Origin of the sequence: Polyangium jinanense, assembly GCF_028435265.1 — a bacterium.
Taxonomy (GTDB): domain Bacteria; phylum Myxococcota_A; class Polyangia; order Polyangiales; family Polyangiaceae; genus Polyangium; species Polyangium jinanense.
This window is the reverse complement of sequence record NZ_JAGTJK010000015.1, coordinates 34559-52356: the sequence shown is the minus strand read 5'-3', so window position 1 is coordinate 52356 and position 17798 is coordinate 34559. Positions and strand designations below refer to the sequence as shown.

Below are 17798 nucleotides of genomic sequence, written 5' to 3'. Positions count from 1 at the left end.
TGCGACTCAGTACACCATGCAAGCAATGACGAGACTCCGCTCGGTCATGCTGGGCGTGCTGGGGTTGGGTTTTGGTGCGGTAGGGATGATGGGTGCGTGCGGATCACCTCCCGATCCGGGGCCTCTCAAGGCGTGCCCGGCTCCACCCGACATCCCGACCGACACGTCGACCGGATGTGCGGCAACGATGCCCGAGCCGTGCATGCGTTATCGCATCCCGCTCCTCGGCAATCCGAGCATGGACCTCGCGCTGCGCGCGAAGTACATCGCCGCGTTCGGCGACGCTTGTTACATGTCCGAGGGCCCCACCCCCACGTTCAACTGTTTCTACAAGACCCCGCAGGAAGCGTGCGACGAGGGCGTGCGGGTCGCAGAGGTCTTCGGAGCGGCGCCCTACGACAAGAACTACCCGGCGTGCGAGCCCATCGCCGGCACGGAGAACTACTTTCGCCAGGTCGGGCCGGACCCCGCGATCCACATCGTCATCAGCCATGAACCCGCGCCGAGGCAGACGCCGCTCGTCGAGGTCGACGGCGTGCTGGTGGAGGTCAATGGTCCGTACCGCAATTTGTCCGAGCCGCCAACCCTCGGACTCGCGCAGCCGTTCAACAAATGCTTCAGCGGCATGGTTGACGAGAGCGGGGATGCCCTCAGCCAGAGGAACTATATTCTCCAGGTCAACCGTAACGCGCACAAGGGCGACGCGGGCGTGGGCGAGATCCACTCCGATCTCGCGGGCTTCAAGTGGCCTTGCACGAATGAGAAGTGCGAGTCGGTGATATGCGAGGAGCCGCTTGTCCTCCCGGATCCAGAGGATCCCGTCGCGACGTACCCGGAGGTGCACCACGTCGTGCCGATGAAGGACAAGCGCAGTTGCCCGTGGGGCACGAACTCGACGAAGAACGCTGCGGTCATATCGCGGGCGCTGAACAACTGGCTTTTAAATAAAAACCCGCCGGCCGAGGAGGTGAAACGGCTCAACGCCGCGCCGGCGTACACGCCCTGACGCGGCAGCCGGACGCGTGCGACGAGCACGTTGACGCCGAGACCCACGTGGCCTAGTCGAGGCCTCATGGTCACGCGCAACCATCCCCGCGGACGCCTCGTGTTCGACCGAGATGCCATCGTGCGCGCCGCGTTGCGCGCTTACGTGGAAGCCATCCTCGCCACGCTCCCGAATGGCCCGGCGTACCCGGTTTGCGACATCTCGGAGTGGACAGGCGACGTCCAGCGTGGCGCCTTCATGACCCGCGACGGATGCGGAGCGTACGACGTCGTGGCGTGGACCGAAGCAGGCGTCGTTGGTCTCGCGTACGAGCTTGGGTTTGGCCCGATTGCTCACTTCGGCCTGACGCCTGACACGGTGACGGGTGGCCCAGAGGATGTGCGCGGGGCTGTGCCAGGGCTTCCCGCTGAGCTGGAGCCAGCATTTCAGATGGCCGCCAGCATGCTCGACACGTTCAGCGATTTGTACAATGGAAAGTTACCCAATAAGAAAATGTATTCGGAAAGGTTGGCCGGGGTTGGCTTCTGGCTGCACGGCGATCGCGTCGGGGGCTCCATGTTCGACGCCCCTACCTTGCTTGGCGTCATGCGACTTGTCCCATGGGGCATGCTCCAAAACGGTCGGCTACCATTCTGGGTACTCGGAGAACTTGCCGCGCACGCAGCAGAGCGCGCCCGCACGAGGGACGCACCCATTCACGCGCTCATCGACACGGTGGTCGATCGGCGGATGCAGGGTCCCACGGAATTCACGGCCGACGAGCTCGCGACGCTGTTTCCCAAGCCGCTCGGTCCAGAGGACCTGCTTTTCGCTCAACGGCGCCTTCAGAAAGCCGGCATTACCTGGCCCGGCTCGCCCGAGCTTCCCGAGGAGCCGAAGCCAAGTGGTATCGACCCCTTCAAGCGAAAGCCCATTGTACAGGCCAAGTGAAGGCGCAAGCGTCCGCGGCTCAACAAGCCTCGACGCACGGGAGCGGTAGCGGTAGCGGGTTTGGGAGCGGGAGCGGGAGCGGGAGCGGGAGCGGGAGCGTCAGACGGGGGCGCAGTGCGCGAGGCGGTTGCGGGCCAGTTGCAGGCGGGCGTAGGCGGTCTTCAGGCGGATCCCGAGCGCGCGGGCAATCTCCGGCATCGAGCGGCCTTCGATTTCGTAGGCGATCAGCACGGGGGCGAGCTTTTCGCCGAGCTTTGGGAGGGCCCTCCAGAGGAGGCGGGTCGCGTCCATGGCCTGCGTCACCTGCGGATGGACCGCGGGCTCGGGCAGCTCGGCGACGAACGCCTCCGTCCGGTGCCGCGCAAGCTTGCAATGGTTCGCGGCGATATAACCGGCGACCGTGTAGAGCCACGCTCGCGCCTGCCTGTCCCAAACCATGGAGTCACGCTGTCGCCACGCGACCACGAAGACCTCCTGCGTGAGGTCGTCCGCTTCCCGCTCCGGGACGCCACGCTTGAGGAGGACAGAACGAACGAAGCCCCAGGATTCGCGGTAAAACCGCTCGAAGGATGCCTCCGGGGAGGGAAAGGTTACCGGTTTTTTGGCGGATTCAGGGCAGACGTCTAGATTGGTCACAGCTTGTGAACTCCGGTTAGCTCGGGGTTTGCAGGTCAGACGCCGGTCGGTGTTGGAAGCACCGGCTGGCGTCGCTTGCTTTTGTCTCATGAATCGTGGGGGAAGGCAATCACGAAAGGTGAAGATTGGTTCGTCGGGGGAGAACCTGCGATCCATAGGGAATGGGACGAGGAGCACCGCAATGGGGGCCGTGATCCAGGCGGAAAGGGTGGGCCGCCCGTGCAGAGGGCGGCCCACCCTGCTGGTTCAGGATGCGCGGCGGTAGACGAGGCGTCCGAGGGTGGCGATGACGCGGTCCATTCGGTCGAGCGCGCGCCCATCGACGCTACCGATATAACGCATGGCCTGGGCGACCTGGACGCATGCCAGCACCTCCCGTGCCGAGCCGAGGGCGGAGGCGTAGCGCTGCCGCTTCGTACCGGCGTGGTTGCCCATTCCCTCTGCAATGTTGACCTTTCGCCAAACGGCGACACGGCCTCTCGTGTTAGATGGAACGGTGAAGTTGTCCACGCGGCCCACGCCCGCGGGTGCGGCGGAGGCCTGGGCGAAGGCTGAAAATGCGAAGGGGTACAGGTGCGCCTGCGGGTGCGGGGGGCGGGTCGTGGTGAAGCCGTGGCACCACTGCGTGGGGATCCCGCGGTTCATCCGGTGGCATCAGCCGGAGGTGTGTTCAGCGTGGGCGGAGGTTGAGAACGCGAAGGGGCTGCACGTCTGCGCCTGCGGGTGCGGGAAGCGGATTCGGGTGCTACCGCGGCACCACACCACCGGGATCCCGCGGTATTTGCGGGGGCATTATGATACGCGTCGCCGCAGAAAGGATTGATCAAGCGTCATTCGCCATTACGGAGGGTCTCTTGCCTGCCGCAATTGGCGAGCGAGGCTCGTCCTTTGCCAAGCCGTTTGGACTCGAGCCGCTCGTGGCCATCGCCGAGCGGGCGCTCCACGAAAATGGAATCGTCTCGCGGTTTGCGGGTCGTCCAGGCATTTCGGGCAACGATCGCACTGCTGGAGGACATATATGTCCAGAACAAACGTGCACCGTCGAGCGCGATCGGGATTGGGCACGACGCCCTGGACGTGTGAATGCTGCATTCTCAACGCCTTCGCCTGCGAAGTTTTCGTGACGTGATTCGCTCTGCACGGGTGGACGGAGCGCAAAAACTCCAGTATCTTCCGGTTCGTGCCCGAGCACACGACAGGCAGCATCATCGCAGGTCGTTATCGTCTCGAACGTGCGCTGGCACGGGGCGCAATGGGCAGCGTGTGGGTAGCTCGACACCTGCAACTCGACGTGGATATCGCGATCAAGTTCATGGCGCCGCAGGTCGCCTCCTCCGCCGACCTGCGCGCGCGCTTCGAGCGCGAGGCCAAGGTCGCGGCCATCCTCAAGAGCCCAAATGCGGCGCAGGTTCACGATTATGGTGTCGAGGACGGATCGCCCTACATCGTGATGGAGCTCCTCGAGGGGGAGGATCTCGCGGCCTGCCTCGCACGCGAGCGCCGGCTGTCGCTCCGGGCCACCCTGGACATCCTCGAGCAGGTCGGCAAGGCTCTGCGCCGCGCGCACGAACTCGGCCTCATTCACCGCGATCTCAAGCCCGGAAACATCTTCCTCGCTCGCCTCGGCGACGAGCAGATCGTCAAGGTCGTCGATTTCGGGATCGCAAAGTCCACCGGGCTCATCGCAGGCGCACAGGCGACGCGCACCGGCGCGCTGCTCGGCTCCCCGAGTTACATGAGCCCGGAGCAGGTACGCAGGAGCAACCACGTCGATCACCGCACCGATCTCTGGTCCCTCGGCGTGATTGCATTCCAGTGCCTCACTGGCCGGCTCCCCTTCCCGGGCGATGAGATCGGCGAGGTGCTCGTGGATGTCTGCACGGCGCCCATTCCGCTCGCCTCGGAGGTGGCGCCCGACCTCGGCCCCGAGATCGATGGGTTCTTCCAGCGCGCACTTGCGCGAGATCCAAAACAGCGTTTCCAGAGCGCGGCCGAGCTCGTCGAGGCGTTTGCGAGCCTGGCCAGGAACGTCGGGGTGCATGCATCGAGGAGCTCCGGGCCTGACATCGGCTCCGGCATCGAGATTGCGGCCCCGATCCCCATGTCCCAACCCGAAATGGGTACGCTGTCGCCGTCGGCCCAGACGCGGCCTCACACCCCGCTGCCGAGCCGTGGCCGACGCACCGCGATCACGATCGGCGCGGCCATCGCCGCAGCGGTGCTTGGCCTCGGCCTCTTCGCATGGCTGCGCGCGCCTTCGCCGCCCGATGTGCTCGCAGGGCCCCAGGCGAAAGCGCCAGCGGAGCCCTCGCCGCCCAGCGCCGCTCTCGCGGCGCCCGAGGCGGCGCTGCTGCTCGACACGACGCCTCTTGTGTCCGCATCGCCGAGCGCCTCAGCGGCCCCGCCGTCCACGTCGACGCATTCAGGGAAGGCCGGCCGCCGCCCCCCTCCTGCCCCTTCGAGGAAGACCGATGACCTACTCCAGCATATGTGACATCCGCGTTTGCGGCGTTCCAGCGCGGATCGCGGGGCTTGCGTGTGCTGTGGGGCTCGGAGTTTGCGCCTCCGGGGCGGGCGCGCAGGAACCCAAGGCGCATGATGCGGCGGCCGCGGAGGCGCTTTTCAAGGCCGGGCGATCGCTCGTCGAGAATGGCGACTATGCCGCAGGTTGTCCAAAGTTCGAGGCCAGCCTCGCGCTGCACCCTTCGGCGAGCACCGCGCTCAATCTCGCCCGGTGTCACGAGCAGGAGGGCAAGCTCGCCTCGGCCTGGGAGGACTACCACCGCGCCCTCGGTCTGAACCACGAGACCCATGGGGAGCAGCGGCGGAGAGGCCTCGAGGAAATCGCGAACAACGGGATCACGGCGCTTTCGCCGCGGGTGCCGAAGCTCCGTGTCGTGGTCGCGCACGCGCCGGCGGGTCTCGAAGTGCAGCGCGATGGCAAGGCACTCCTTCCTGCAGCGCTCGGCGAACCGCTGCCCGCCGATCCGGGCCCCCACGAGATCCGCGCGAGCGCGCCCGGCCACAAGACGGAGACCCGCACGGTCACGCTCGAGGAGGGCAAAAGCGTCACAGTCGAGCTGGCGCTCGAGCCCGAACCAGAGGCCAGAGCAGACGGGAAGACCGGAGGTGGCGTCCCCGCCTGGGCGTGGGTCGCCGGGGCCGTCGGAATTGGGCTCTCCGGGGCGGCGATCGGATTCCTCGTCGACAACCGGGCTGCGATCGGCGCATTGCAAGAAAACTGTCGCGACGTCCGGGGCGGTACCTATTGCAACCCTGGGTACGACTACGCAGCCGACAATGCGCGCAAAAACCGCGATCTCGGACTCTTCGTCGGGCTGGGCAGCGCGGGGATGATCGTGATCGGGGCTGCGATCGTGGGGATCGCCGGATCGCGGTTTGCGAAGGAGCCGACGCGGACGGCCATTACGCTCCCGTGGATTGCACCCGACGGCGCGGGCGCGACGATCGTGGGGAGCTTCTAATGCACGGACGTGATCGAATGCGGCTTCCTGTCGTCGAGCTCTCTGCTGCGACGGCCCTGTTCTCGGTCGCCTCGACCGCGTGTTTTCCGGACGTGGAACCAAACGTGTTCTCGCTGCCGCGGTGTGATCGGGTCGAGCCCCGCTGCGGGCCGGACGGCGACGAGAGCTGTTGCGCGGACGCGGTCGTGCTGGGCGGCACGTTCAACCGCGTCAACGATCCTCAGTTCCCCGCCACGGTCGCTGATTTTCGGCTCGATCGTTTCGAGGTGACGGTGGGTCGATTTCGGCAGTTCGTCGCGGGATATCCACAGAACAAGCCCCAAAAGGACCACGGGAGCCACCCGCGGCTCGCGGGCAGCGGGTGGGATCCTGGCTGGGACGACCATTTGCCCAGAGATCGGGCGGAGCTCGAAGCTTCGCTGGGCTGTGATCCGAATTTTCGGACGTGGACCGACGGACCAGGCCCGAACGAGGAGCTCCCCATCAATTGCGTCTCCTGGTACGTCGCCTTCGCCTTCTGCGCCTGGGACGAAGCCCGTCTCCCGACGAAAGCCGAGTGGAACTACGCGGCCGCCCACGGCAACGAGCAACGGACCTATCCGTGGGGCGAGGCCACGCCGACCCCGGACCTCGCCGCGTATGGCTGCGATACCACCAACATGGGGTGCCTGATCCCGCGCGTCGGATCGAGATCGCCCGCCGGCGATGGAGAATCGGGGCACGCTGATCTGGCGGGAAGCATGTCGGAGTGGCTTCTGGATTACCACGGCACACATCCGACGCCCTGCAACGATTGCGCGAACCTCAGCGATAAAGACGAGGACAATGGCCGGGAGGCCCGCGGCGGAGATTTCGCACATTCCACGGAGGGACTGGCGACCACCTTCGAGCTCGGGTTCACACCCGAGAGCCGCGAGGCCTTCCTCGGGTTCCGCTGCGCGCGCGAAAAATGAGCGCCAGCCAGTCGACTGCAAAGCCGTCCCGAACGTGTGCTGGACAGGATATTGGAACGCTTATGGATGGGAAACCGCCGCTCATGCTCCGCAGCGCTCATCTTCCGGCCGTCCCGGAGCCACAACACGAATCGACGACGGCGTCGACCGCCGTCGCCTGGCGCTTCGAAGGCCAGCTCCACGTCACCGTCATTGCCAAAGCCACGTTCACCTTCGCGCCGGACGCGCCGATGTCTCGAACGGAGCCGCAGGAGATACTGCGTTCGGACGTTCACCACGGCAACAACCCGGCGCGCAGCGTCCGGTTCACGAGTGATCTCGCCCCCTACCTGGCGCGTGCCGATGTGCTCTTCACCGGACACGCGTATGCGCCCGAGGGCAACCCCGTACAAGCCTTGCCTGTGCGGGTCGCGATTTTCGATGACGATCGGCTCCTACTCGACAAGAGGCTGCTGATCCGCGCCCCTCGTGGCTTGCAGCGCATGCCCATGGTCTACGAACGGTCGACTCGCGGTATGGACGGCCAAGAGAACCCATTTGGCCTGGAGCCGCCCACGGACGAACAGGAGCCATATATCCTCGATCCCACCGAACCGCACCGTCCCGCCGGCTTCGGGCCGATCGGGCGCGCCTGGCCCATCCGCAAACGACTGCTCGGCTCGGTGCCCCGCCACGTGCTCGATGGACCCATCGCCGAGATCCCCGAGGGCTTCAACTGGTCGTACTTCCAGGCTGCGCCGCTCGATCAGCGAATCGATTGGCTGCGCGGGGACGAGTGGCTCGTACTCGAAGGTCTGCACCCGGCGCTGCCTCGCTTCCGGACGCGCCTCCCGGGTTTGCGCGGCGCGGCGCGGGTCTTCGGCCTTTCCGCATTCGGCGTACCCGACGGCCAACCGCTCGATCTCCACCTGGACACGGTGCGGATCGACGGGGACGAACAGCGCTGCACCGTGGTGTGCCGGCGCAGCTTCCCCATTGCCAGCGAGGCGGCACTTTCGGCGTTGCGGATCGTGGCAGCCGTCCAGATGACCGGCGAAGAAAGTATCTCGCGAATCGAACCCACGCCGAGCCGGAATCGGGCTGGCTGCGTGGGAGCGACACAGCCCACGACCACGCTTGCGCTCTCCTCCGACGCAGCCGCTGCGGCGAAGCACCTGCCACTCCTTCCATTTGTTCCGCCACCCGTCCCCTCGGGAGCCCCGACGTCGGGTACCGGTGCAGCTCTGGGGCAAAACTCCGTGCCCCGCGAGCAGGCGCCTTCCACAGGAACGCTTGCTCTGGTCCCGGAAGAGAATGAGGCAGCGGCTACGCGTAGCGTAATGCCTTTCCGAGCCGCCGCGCCGTCTCCGCCGATCATCGAGCACGTCTCGTCACCCCCTCCGCCTGCACCGACGCCGGTCGAGCCGCCGATTGAGCAAGGACAGACCGCCGCTGCGCCGGCGCCTCCACCCATGATCGGGCCGCTCGCTGGGTCCGAAATGGTCGCGCGTACGGCGGTTTTACCTGAGCCGCCGCAGTCATCCACGGAATCCAAGGATCTCCCGCTTGAGAAGTGCGCGGCAATCGCGGCAGCGATAGCATGCCACCGCGCCGAGACGACGGAGATCCTCCGCGAGAACGGCCTCGGGCCCATGGAGTGGGCAGCGCTCGAGCGACGCTGGATGGACGCGATCCGGACCGAGACGAGCAAGGGAAAGCCCGGGCTGCTCAGGAGGTTTGACGCGGCGTACGTCGATCAGATCGAGAAGGAGCGCGGGCCCATCCAGGCGAGCGAGTATGCGCGCCTGACGCTCGCATCGGAACAGGGGGCGATCGCCGAGGCGCTTTCGGCGCTTTCGCTGCCGCAGGGCGCTGCCATGCGAATCGAGCGCGTCTGGGTCGAGAGGTTGGCGCAAGACAGGGCGCTCCGGAAACACGTGCGAGACGCGCTCAAAGGGTTGCAGAGGGAAGGAACTGACGCCTCATGAGAATGCTGGTGCCGCCGACGCTCAATCTCTCGGCTCCGGTCGCGATGCCGGCGCCGGGGGCCGTGCCCGAGGCGCTGCGTTTTCCCGTGGGAGAGGCCCGCCACCTCCTGGCCGCCTATGCGCGCAAGTTCGCGGGCAAACCCCGCGTGACTCGCGATACGGCACTGCTCCAGGAGATGGCGGAGCGCCTTCGCAGCTTGCAGGTCGAAATCATGGCCACGCGAGCGAGTGGCGCGGGGATCGAAGGCATGGCCGCGGCCATTGGCGGCCACCTCGCCCTGTTCGCCGTGGAGCTTGCGCAGATCCGCAAGGCAATCCACGCGCAGCCCACGGCAGCGCGGCTCGCTTCCCAGGTCACGCGGTTGAACGATCAGCTCCTCCTTTACCGCATCCATTTCGCGGGGCGCCCGCGGCTCACGGGCCGGGCCGGGCTGCTCCGGCGCTCTGCCGCGAGCTTGGCCGATATCCTCTCGACATTGGAGGATCCGGAGCTCGATGCGCTCTCGGATGCTCGCGTGGCTCTCTGCCGAGAGCGGGGACGGGCTCAGCTCCGCACGCTGCAGAACGAGGCGCGGGAGATCGAGCGCGTCCAGGCGGCGGCTCCGCTAGGCGAACGCCTCCGCAGCCTGGAGCACGAGGCGGCGTTGATATCCACCGAGTTTCAGGTCTTCTTCGAGGGCAAACCTCGCGAACGGACGAACCTGATCCAGCTCGCCCAAATGTGCGATCGCCTCGCAGAGATCGAACAACAGATAGCCGCCCTATTTCGACAGGACCATTCCGCCGAGAGTGCTCGGATCCTCGCTGGCGTGCAGCGCCAGCTCGACATTTACGAGGCGGAGTATCCCAGGATCAGGGAGGCGTGGCGGCGACGAGGGATCGACGTCTGAATCATGATGCTTTCCGGCCGCCGGAGCGCGTCGTCACGGCTGGGCGGACGAGGCGCTGCCGGACGGCGAGCGGGATCGCCGCGGCGTTCGGGGCAAGCGCGAGCGCGAGGAAAGAGCCATCCTCTTCGAGCGCAACGCCCGTTCGTACGAAGCGCGCGAGAAGCTCGCGCAGGCTGGCCTCGGACAGGTCCATTCCCGGCGTAGATCGAAGCTGGGCGAGGACCTTCGATGGCGAGGCCGGCTCGGCAATGGCCTGGTAGACCTTTGCCTCCAGGGAGCTCAAGACCTGGGACTCGGCCTGCCCGCAACGGGTATCGACGAGGAAAAGCCCCCCTGACGCTCCCGGCATGCTCGTGAGGGCGGGCAGTTCGGAGGACTCGGTCCAGGCGCGCAGCCATTCCAGGGTCGCCTCGATGACCGGCCTGTGAGCCTCCTCCGGGAGGACTTCCTTCCAATCAGCCTCGAAGTAATAGGCTACCCGGGAAAGATTCACGTGCTCCGGGGGGTACAGGAAGCGGTACCAGGCCATGGGACGGATTTGAGCCGTCCATCGCCCTGTGTCATGGAAATAGGGGCTATACCGGTGGCATTCCACCGCCGGCGCTCCGCCGAGCGGCGGCCAGAGGTGCACGAGCTTGGGCATCCATTCAGCCATCTGCGCATAGTCTTCGGGCCGCTCGCCCGGCACCCGGATCAGCAGGTTCCAGAACGGCACGATACCCATCTCCCGGCACATCTTGAGGAGGAAGACATTCTGAAGACCCGTGACCCCCTTGCGCATGGCGCGGAGGATCCCCGTGGACAGACTCTCGATGCCGGGTTGAATGTAGGCGATCCCCGCGCTCTTCAGGGCCGTCACGTGAGCCCGGTTCAAGTTGGACTTCACGCAATAATAGAAGCGCGCGTCGGGGCCCAGCGGCCTCCCGGCGAGCCAGGGCAAGAGGTCCTTGAATGCATCCATGGTGAGGATGTTGTCGGTGGCGTGCATGCGCCGTATCGGATAACGCGCAGAAAGGGTCTGGAGCGCCGACCGCACGTGGCCGGGATCGAAGGGGCGAGACACCATCCCCTCGGCGTTCAGCCCACAGAACGTGCAATGGCTCTTGGCGCCCCACCAGCAGCCGCGAGCGCTCTCGAACGGCAGAAAGACACGCTCCTTCCAGCCTGGGGAGCGCGCGAGGCCCACCTTCGAGGCCTCCTCGAAGAAGTCGTCGAAATCGGGCGCGGGCAGGGTATTCAGGACCTCCGTGCCGACCGGGCGGGCCGGCGGCCCCGATCGGATCTTCCCCTGGTCGTCGCGCCAGAGGATTCCCTGAAGTCCCTCTGGTGGACGGCCCTTCGAGAGGGCGCGGAACAGCGGCACGATGATGTCGTCGGCCTCCCCCGTCGAGACGGCGTCGATCCAGGGCGCTTTATGGATGAGCTCATCACCCTGCTCGCCGTGGAAGCACGCGCCGCCATAGACCAGCTTCACGTGCGGCGCCGCCTGCTTCAGGCGGCGCCCGAGGGCCAGCGCCGGCAGGGTCTGGAAGAACGTGCATCCGAAGGCAACGACGCGCGTCTCTGCGGCTTCCCGGAGCCACTGGACGCAGGCGTCGAGGAAGACCGGGACCGCCTTGGCTCGTATCTTCCGAAGCCACGCTCGTGGCTGTTTGACCGCCAAGGACTCGAGCTCGTCGCCGCACTGGGCGAGAAACACGTCCTCGGATGGACCGAACCGCCCCCACACGGATTCCGCGAACAGCCATTCGCCGACCTGGGGCTCCACCCCTTTCCATCTGGCCAGCATTTCATAACGTCCGGGTCCGATCTGATGGGCAAACGCCAGATTTAGGTTGAAGACCCGGGCGTCGAGCCCCGCCTGCCGAAGCTGCGCCTTGATCAAACCCAGCGCGAGCGGAGGCCGTAGGATCGAGCCGAATGGCATGTGGACCAAGTGAATCATGGGACCTCAAATCAACGGTATGACAGGGATGATGTCGAGGCCGCACGCATCCATGACGCAAGCGTCCGCCGGCGTGAGGTCCAGCCCACAGGCATTCGCGCCGCAGGCCTGCGCGGCGCAGGCGTTCACGCCATGGGCATCGCCGCCGCAGGCCTGCCCTCCGCAGGCATCCCCGCCGCAGGCCTGCCCCCCGCACGCATCGGCGCCTCCGGCATCGGCGCCGCATGCGTCTGCTGCGCAGGCGTCCGCCGCGCAGGCGGCGGCGCCGCACGCAGCCCCCGCGCAGACCGCAGCGCCGCACGCGTCCGCGCCGCAAACCCCGCCGGCGCCGCCCCCAGCCCCGCCGAATGCGACGCCGCAGATGTCTCCAGCGCAAAACGCCGCGCCGCACGCCCCGCCACCGCCGACCGCGCCGGTGCACGCGGCGGCGCCGCATGCATCCCCGCCGCAGGCATCCCCTCCACACGCATCCGCGGCGCAGGCAGCGCCGCCGCACGTTGCGCCACCGCAGACGGCGGCGCCGCACGCATCCAGCGCGGCTTCTTCACCCGAGCAGACGGCGGCGCCGCAGAGCCCTCCATCCTCGTCGGCAGGCTGTTCCTCGATCGGGGCTTCGCCGTTCGGGCTGGTCTCGACAGCGAGCGCAGGGACGTTGTTGACCACGACCGTATTTTGACCGGGGTCGAGGATCGAAATGAGCCCGCCCAGTTTACACGGCAGAATCGCGCCCTCCGTCAGGATGTTCGACGCCTGGGTGAGCCCCACCCCGGGGACCATGATCGACCAGGTGCCCCCCGTCATGGGAATGCAGGGCATCCCGAAGAGCATGCACATCCCGAACGAGGGGATGTTGGCAATGGGGACGGTGTGATCGATCTGCGCCGCGTCCACCCCGCCGATCTGAACCGTGTTCGATCCGACCTGAAGCCTGCCGGGCAGCGCTCCGGTATTGCACACGAGGCTTGCGTTGTTCACCACGACCAGATTGGGCACGGGCTGTTCTCCTCGTGGGGGTGACGGAAACGTGGGCCATCAAAAAGGCACGACGGGGAGGGACACGCGGCGTGTGGCGCGGGAGGTCCGTGTTGTTTCATGCAGCGCCGCGTCCGGGGCATGTGCTTCCGTGCAGAGCTCGGCTGGATCCGTGCGAATGGCCTTGCGGTCGTAATCGTGCGGACCGATGGCCCCTGATTTTTCTGCTCGCAGAACCAGTCGCTCCTTGATGTTGTATTTCCAGCTCGGGCAGGGCAGAACGGCCTGCTCGCCCCGCGTGTCCTCGGCGTAGAGGAACTTGTAGGCGCACGCGCCCGCGCAGCTCGGCAGGATCCGGCACGAGCGGCAGCTCTCGTTATCGAGCGGACTCCAGTCCGTGAAACGTAGCGCCTCGGCGCTTCTTTGGATGGCGGCCATGTCGAAGATGGTACCCACCGCCCGCCCGGGCGTGTTCACGGTGTCCCAGCATTTATGGATTTCTCCCGTCGGGAGGATGACGAACCCCTGCGGACGCACGGCCGCGCAGGTGCCCCGGAAACGGGGCGGGTATGGCAGCGAGGAGAGCCCTCTGTCGAATGCGTGCCGGGCGAGCCGCGCCTCCAGATCTCCGTATTCGCGCTTGCTCAGGCAAGCGTCGGTGACACCATGGCAACCCGTGGTAATAGCCTCGACCGGCGCGAAGTACACCTGGAAGTTCCGGCGGCCCCCGAGGCCACGGCGCCAGAGGAGATCGAGGAGATCGACGACCCGATCGGCATTCCGGCGATCGATGTTCACGCGGATCGAGAAGGTGATCGGGGTGGCCTCCACCGCCGCGAGGAGGTTCTCGGCAATGCGATCGAACGTAGGCTTGCCCGAGAGAAGCGCGCGGCGCTGGTCGTGGTCCTCGGGGGCGCCGTCCAGCGTGACCTGGATGGTCTTCACACGCCGCGCCCAAAGAGACCGAGCCACGTCGGCCGTGAGCAGATAGCCATTGGTCACCATCATCGCGCTGTAGGCGATGTGGCGTCGAGCCGCGCATTCGATCAGACGATCCGAGAGTCGCTCGATGATCTCGCGCCGGACGAGCGGCTCCCCGCCGTACCAGGCGACGTGGAGGGAGCGAGCTCCCGCCGCCTGCTGCTCGACATGAGCGAGGATGGCGTCCTGCACCTCCGGGGTCATGCTGCCCGCCGGTTTGTCCTGCCCCTGAAAACAATAATCGCACCCGAAATTGCAGGCCATGGTCGGAGCGATGGTGAGGATCATCGAACCGGGGTCGAAGCGGTGGGCGCGGTAGGCCTGTTCCATGGTCCGAAGCTCATCCATGGCGGTGCTCACCAGGTATCCGGCCTGCACCATTTCGCCCACCGATGAATCCAGTGGATCAGGAGCCTCCCCGGCCTCGATCCGCTGGTAGAGCGCCCACTCGTCGGCTTCCCAGAGCCCGAGGCCACCGCTCAAGGAGTTGTACGCGAGGCACCGACCATTCCGGAGGTGGACGAAGATGTTGTATCGCGACGGTTTGAACATGGCGGTGGTCCCCGCCCAGCGCCGTAGCGCCAGGCCCATCGTTGCGGAGTTCTTCGGAGCGATCTCGACCTCGCTCAGTTGAGCTTGACCATGACTCCCCTGATGATGATGTCGCCGGACGGGGCGCCAAGGGTAAGCCCGGAGATTCCCCCGACATTGGTCTGTGTGACGCCAGCGACGTTGACAGCATTGCCGCCGATGATGCTGATGTTGAGGGCGTTGATTTCAACGCTGGATCCGTCCAAGGTAATCGTTGCTCCAGCCCCCGTGTCGAGCACGATTTTCTTCTTGCTGATCGTGACCGACTCCGCGGCGTCGATCCGGACGTGCGCGCCCTCCATGGTGATCGTCGCCCCGGCCCCTGTGTCGAACACGATCTTTTGGTCCGTCATCGTGCTGGACGAGGACGCGACGGACACCGTGTGCATTTCCCCCACGGTGACTGCGTCGACGGCGCCGATCTGCGCAGAGCGGTTCACGCCGACGACGATGCTCCGGTTCACCCCGGTGACTTCGCGCTCGTTGTTCCCGACGAGCTTCGTCTGGTCATTGCCGATCGTGACCTCCTCGTCGTTTTGTACGAGCTTCGTGCGGTCGTTGCCGATCGTGACCTCTTCGTCGTTTTGCACGAGTTTCGTGCGGTTGTTGCCGATCGAGACCATCTCGTCGTTTTGTACGAGCTTCGTGCGGTCGTTTCCGATCGTGAGCGCCTCGTTTTTCGTCACGAGCTTCGTGCGGTTGTTGCCAATCGAGACCGTCTCGTCGTTCTGCACGCGCTTCGTTCGGTCGTTGCCGACCGTGATTGCCTCGTCGTTCTTCACGACGCTCTTCTGATCCCTCTCGGCCTGCAAGAAGACGAGCTCCCTGCCTTTCGCGTCCTCGAAGCGGAGCTCATTGGATCCGCCTCCGCCCGGCGTCGACTGGCTCTTCCACCCGCTCTGGGTCTTGTTCTCGGGCAACGTGTAGGGCACCTTCTGTACATTCGTGTAAACCCGGCCGACGATGACGGGCCGGTCGGGATCTCCGCCCAGGAAATCCACCAGCACCTCCTGCCCCACGCGCGGCAAGTTGATAACGCCAAACCCCGGTCCGGCGAGCGGCTGGCTCACGTGGATCCAGCAAGAGCTGTCCTCGTCCATCTTGCTCTCGCGGTCCCAATGGAAGTGCACCCGCACCCGGCCGAATTCGTCCGTATGGATTTCCTCGCCGGGCGGACCCACCACGGTTGCGCTCTCGATGCCGATCGCCTTCGGCTTCGGCGTGGCAAGAGGTGGCCGGTAGGGGATATCCGCGCTCCGTGCCTCGCACCGCTGGGAGAAGGCGTCGAACGGCGTGCCGGCGTGGGTCGCCTTCACGACGAGCAGGCGCCTGTCCGGGCCGAGCTCCGGCCGCGGGTGATCCAGCATGGTCAAGACCGTGCCCGGCGCGAGGTCGAGCGCGTTCGTCTCGAAGGTGCAGATCCTCGCGTCCTCGCGCTTCGCGTCGAGCCGCTTTTGCAAGAGGATCGCGCCCTCCGCCTCATCGGTCCTGCTCTTCCCCTTGGCGTCCGCGAACGGCGTGCCCTCGCCCGTGTCCGTTCCGAAAAGGAACGCCCCCGGCACGTAATGGTACCGCTCGAGCTTCCTTTCGATCTCCAGGTCCGCCTCTTCTGCGCTCAAGACGAGTTGATAATCGGCGCGCAGGCGGTAGTCGTTGTCCCGCAACGTGTAGCGCCCCGGGCGCACCTGCTGGCCGACGTGCACTTGCGTCGCATACTCCCCCGTGACCATCGAGATGTCGTCCTTGAAGGCGATCGCGCTCCCGCGTTGCTCACTCCTGTGCGGCGCATCGGAAAGGACGAGCCTGGTCTCGGTGCCCGCCTGGACGAAGTAGAACGAGATCCCAGCGTCCTCGAGCATACGGCACATGAAGGCATAGTCGGACTCGCCGTATTGGACGCGGTACTCCCGCTTCTTGTACGTTGCCGAGAGCTTCATCTCCGGCTGGATGCCCCACTCGTCCAGGATACGGAGGACGATGTCCGGCTCCGATACGTGTTGGAACCTCCTGTGATTGCGCCGCTGGGTGGCGAGCCAGAGGTCGGGGACGATCGTGAGCTCGTACGTGGACAGTCCCTTCTCCTCGACCGTCGCGAGCTGGAAGCGGTTGCACAACCCTGACCACGAGCGTTCGTAGCGGTCACCGACGATGGTGAAGCGTGCCGGCTTGCCGACGACGGCGTCGAATTCGATCGCGAGATTTTCGCTGACGACGACCAGGTCGACGACGAACAGCGACGAGATCTGCTCGGTGACCGAATACTGGCGAACGTCGCAGAGCTCGCTCGAGCCGGTGGTGATCCGGAGATGGTTGGTCTGCGATGCGTGAGCGATCGGTACCATGGGTTGCCTTTCGTGGAGCAGCACCGCCGCGAGCCCGCTACCAGGCGACGGCGCGCCCCAAGTCTACCGAGGACTCTCTACGATCCCGGCCATCCAAGCGCGAATCCACTCCGTGTGAATCGCCAAAGAAAACGCGACGCGCCTCTCCTCGTGGCCACCGAACGCAGCGGTCCTCGCGGCCGTGCGTGTCGAATGGACACCAATCGTCCACTAGCACACGCAGGTCTCCGTTTCATTGGGGTGGCCACCTGGTTCGGGCCAGGAGAAACCCTCGATTTCGCTTACGGGGGATCCTGTAGGTGACGTTTACGACGTAATTCACGGGGCGGTGAGGTCGCGGAGTGCTCTTCCCCGGCTTCCACGGCTCGGAATTCTTGCGTTGGCTTTGTCGCCGTAGGCAAGTCTCTAGACGCCGCTCAACGCCACTTCGCCCGCAGCCAGCCGTCGATCGCGTTCACGAACTCGGCGTGGACGCTCTCCGGTGTCCTCTGCAGCGCCTTCGGCACCTCGAACGAGTGGTCGCCGCCCTCGACGACGTGCAGGCTCGCCCGGTCGCCGAGCCGCGCCAGCACGAGGCGGAGCAGGGCGAGGTCGCAGAGGGGGTCGCGCGTGCCCTGGAGGAACAGCATGGGGGCCCGGACGGCGACGAGGTTCGCGACCCTCAAGGCCGAGCTGGTCGACGCGACGCGCTTCCCGACCCGGGATGCCGCGATGGCGTCCATCGGTGCTACCTCGAGCGGTTCTACAACCACGCCCGGCGGCACTCGTACCTCGGGTACTTGAGCCCGGTCGAGTTCGAATTGAGAGCACAAGTGGCCGCGTTTGCGGCATAGTAGGTTTGTCCACGGGAGCGGGGGAAGATCAACCCACGCGCCCGCCTTCGAATAGCTCCCGACTGTGGACCTCAGGCGAAGGTCGCCGCCCGTGATCTGGGTATATCTCCATCGCATGCGCGCGCTCGGCGTCATCCATAGTGTTTCTGGCGACAGACGAGGTGGCTACCACCCTCGCTGGGGCCGGGTCCCTTGGCCACGCGACGCGCAAACTGGAGGGAGGGCGTTTGGCGAAAGGTCAACGATGCGGCTGTGCCTCATGTCCAC

General features: G+C 66.0%; 14 protein-coding genes. 7 read left to right on the top strand and 7 right to left on the bottom strand.

Annotated elements, in window-relative coordinates:
* Positions 1-202 precede the first annotated feature (202 nt).
* Together KEG38_RS25550 and KEG38_RS25545 are read left to right on the top strand one after the other, a co-directional pair.
* A complete protein-coding gene (locus KEG38_RS25550; protein ID WP_272422509.1) occupies positions 203-1006 on the top strand; it encodes a hypothetical protein in 804 nt (267 codons plus the stop codon).
* Between the two features lie 66 nt (positions 1007-1072).
* Positions 1073-1936: a hypothetical protein gene (locus tag KEG38_RS25545; protein WP_272422508.1), complete on the top strand. Its 864-nt coding sequence runs from the start codon at positions 1073-1075 to the stop codon at positions 1934-1936.
* Between the two features lie 99 nt (positions 1937-2035).
* On the opposite strand, the gene KEG38_RS25540 is transcribed toward KEG38_RS25545, so the two are convergent.
* Both KEG38_RS25540 and KEG38_RS25535 read right to left on the bottom strand, forming a co-directional pair.
* Positions 2036-2662: an RNA polymerase sigma factor gene (locus KEG38_RS25540; RefSeq protein WP_272422507.1), complete on the bottom strand. Its 627-nt coding sequence runs from the start codon at positions 2660-2662 to the stop codon at positions 2036-2038.
* A 156-nt stretch (positions 2663-2818) separates the two neighbouring features.
* Positions 2819-3217: a four helix bundle protein gene (locus KEG38_RS25535; RefSeq protein ID WP_272422506.1), complete on the bottom strand. Its 399-nt coding sequence runs from the start codon at positions 3215-3217 to the stop codon at positions 2819-2821.
* Between the two features lie 535 nt (positions 3218-3752).
* Here KEG38_RS25535 and KEG38_RS25530 point away from each other — a divergent pair.
* The 5 genes from KEG38_RS25530 (at position 3753) to KEG38_RS25510 (ending at position 9867) form a co-directional block, all read left to right on the top strand.
* Positions 3753-5066 (top strand): serine/threonine-protein kinase, encoded by a 1314-nt coding sequence (locus KEG38_RS25530; protein WP_272422505.1) that lies wholly within the window; start codon positions 3753-3755, stop codon positions 5064-5066.
* Positions 5044-6057, top strand: a complete 1014-nt coding sequence (locus KEG38_RS25525; protein WP_272422504.1) for a PEGA domain-containing protein — start codon at positions 5044-5046, stop codon at positions 6055-6057. Before KEG38_RS25530 ends, KEG38_RS25525 begins: the two co-directional genes overlap by 23 nt.
* 17 nt (positions 6058-6074) lie before the next feature.
* A complete protein-coding gene (locus KEG38_RS25520; RefSeq protein ID WP_272422503.1) occupies positions 6075-7010 on the top strand; it encodes a formylglycine-generating enzyme family protein in 936 nt (311 codons plus the stop codon).
* Positions 7011-7072: 62 nt separating this feature from the next.
* Positions 7073-8977, top strand: a complete 1905-nt coding sequence (locus KEG38_RS25515; RefSeq protein ID WP_272422502.1) for a DUF2169 family type VI secretion system accessory protein — start codon at positions 7073-7075, stop codon at positions 8975-8977.
* The gene (locus KEG38_RS25510) at positions 8974-9867 is read left to right on the top strand and encodes a hypothetical protein (RefSeq protein WP_272422501.1); all 894 of its coding nucleotides are present in this window, start codon (positions 8974-8976) and stop codon (positions 9865-9867) included. Before KEG38_RS25515 ends, KEG38_RS25510 begins: the two co-directional genes overlap by 4 nt.
* A 1-nt stretch (position 9868) precedes the next feature.
* On the opposite strand, the gene KEG38_RS25505 is transcribed toward KEG38_RS25510, so the two are convergent.
* The 5 genes from KEG38_RS25505 to KEG38_RS25485 all read right to left on the bottom strand — a co-directional run bounded on the left by KEG38_RS25505 (position 9869) and on the right by KEG38_RS25485 (position 17420).
* Entirely contained in the window at positions 9869-11812 is a 1944-nt protein-coding gene (locus KEG38_RS25505; RefSeq protein ID WP_272422500.1) for a RiPP maturation radical SAM C-methyltransferase, read from the bottom strand.
* 6 nt (positions 11813-11818) lie between these two features.
* The gene (locus KEG38_RS25500; RefSeq protein ID WP_272422499.1) at positions 11819-12805 is read right to left on the bottom strand and encodes a Cys-every-fifth RiPP peptide CefA; all 987 of its coding nucleotides are present in this window, start codon (positions 12803-12805) and stop codon (positions 11819-11821) included.
* A gap of 39 nt (positions 12806-12844) precedes the next feature.
* A complete protein-coding gene (locus tag KEG38_RS25495; RefSeq protein ID WP_272422498.1) occupies positions 12845-14317 on the bottom strand; it encodes a TIGR04463 family radical SAM/SPASM RiPP maturase in 1473 nt (490 codons plus the stop codon).
* Between the two features lie 74 nt (positions 14318-14391).
* Entirely contained in the window at positions 14392-16698 is a 2307-nt protein-coding gene (locus KEG38_RS25490; protein ID WP_272422497.1) for a type VI secretion system Vgr family protein, read from the bottom strand.
* Between the two features lie 416 nt (positions 16699-17114).
* Positions 17115-17420 carry an alpha/beta family hydrolase gene (locus tag KEG38_RS25485; protein WP_272422664.1) on the bottom strand — a complete coding sequence of 102 codons (306 nt, stop codon included), beginning with the start codon at positions 17418-17420 and terminating at the stop codon, positions 17115-17117.
* Positions 17421-17798: the final 378 nt, after the last annotated feature.

What these genes read in the sequence shown, in the direction of transcription:
- KEG38_RS25510 (WP_272422501.1), top strand. Translation starts at nt 8,974, where the DNA reads ATGAGAATGCTGGTGCCGCCGACGCTCAATCTCTCGGCTCCGGTCGCG.
- KEG38_RS25540 (WP_272422507.1), bottom strand. Translation starts at nt 2,662, where the DNA reads ATGAGACAAAAGCAAGCGACGCCAGCCGGTGCTTCCAACACCGACCGG.
- KEG38_RS25490 (WP_272422497.1), bottom strand. Translation starts at nt 16,698, where the DNA reads ATGGTACCGATCGCTCACGCATCGCAGACCAACCATCTCCGGATCACC.
- KEG38_RS25545 (WP_272422508.1), top strand. Translation starts at nt 1,073, where the DNA reads ATGGTCACGCGCAACCATCCCCGCGGACGCCTCGTGTTCGACCGAGAT.
- KEG38_RS25535 (WP_272422506.1), bottom strand. Translation starts at nt 3,217, where the DNA reads ATGAACCGCGGGATCCCCACGCAGTGGTGCCACGGCTTCACCACGACC.
- KEG38_RS25520 (WP_272422503.1), top strand. Translation starts at nt 6,075, where the DNA reads ATGCGGCTTCCTGTCGTCGAGCTCTCTGCTGCGACGGCCCTGTTCTCG.
- KEG38_RS25550 (WP_272422509.1), top strand. Translation starts at nt 203, where the DNA reads ATGCGTTATCGCATCCCGCTCCTCGGCAATCCGAGCATGGACCTCGCG.
- KEG38_RS25505 (WP_272422500.1), bottom strand. Translation starts at nt 11,812, where the DNA reads ATGATTCACTTGGTCCACATGCCATTCGGCTCGATCCTACGGCCTCCG.
- KEG38_RS25525 (WP_272422504.1), top strand. Translation starts at nt 5,044, where the DNA reads ATGACCTACTCCAGCATATGTGACATCCGCGTTTGCGGCGTTCCAGCG.
- KEG38_RS25495 (WP_272422498.1), bottom strand. Translation starts at nt 14,317, where the DNA reads ATGTTCAAACCGTCGCGATACAACATCTTCGTCCACCTCCGGAATGGT.
- KEG38_RS25485 (WP_272422664.1), bottom strand. Translation starts at nt 17,420, where the DNA reads ATGGACGCCATCGCGGCATCCCGGGTCGGGAAGCGCGTCGCGTCGACC.
- KEG38_RS25515 (WP_272422502.1), top strand. Translation starts at nt 7,073, where the DNA reads ATGGATGGGAAACCGCCGCTCATGCTCCGCAGCGCTCATCTTCCGGCC.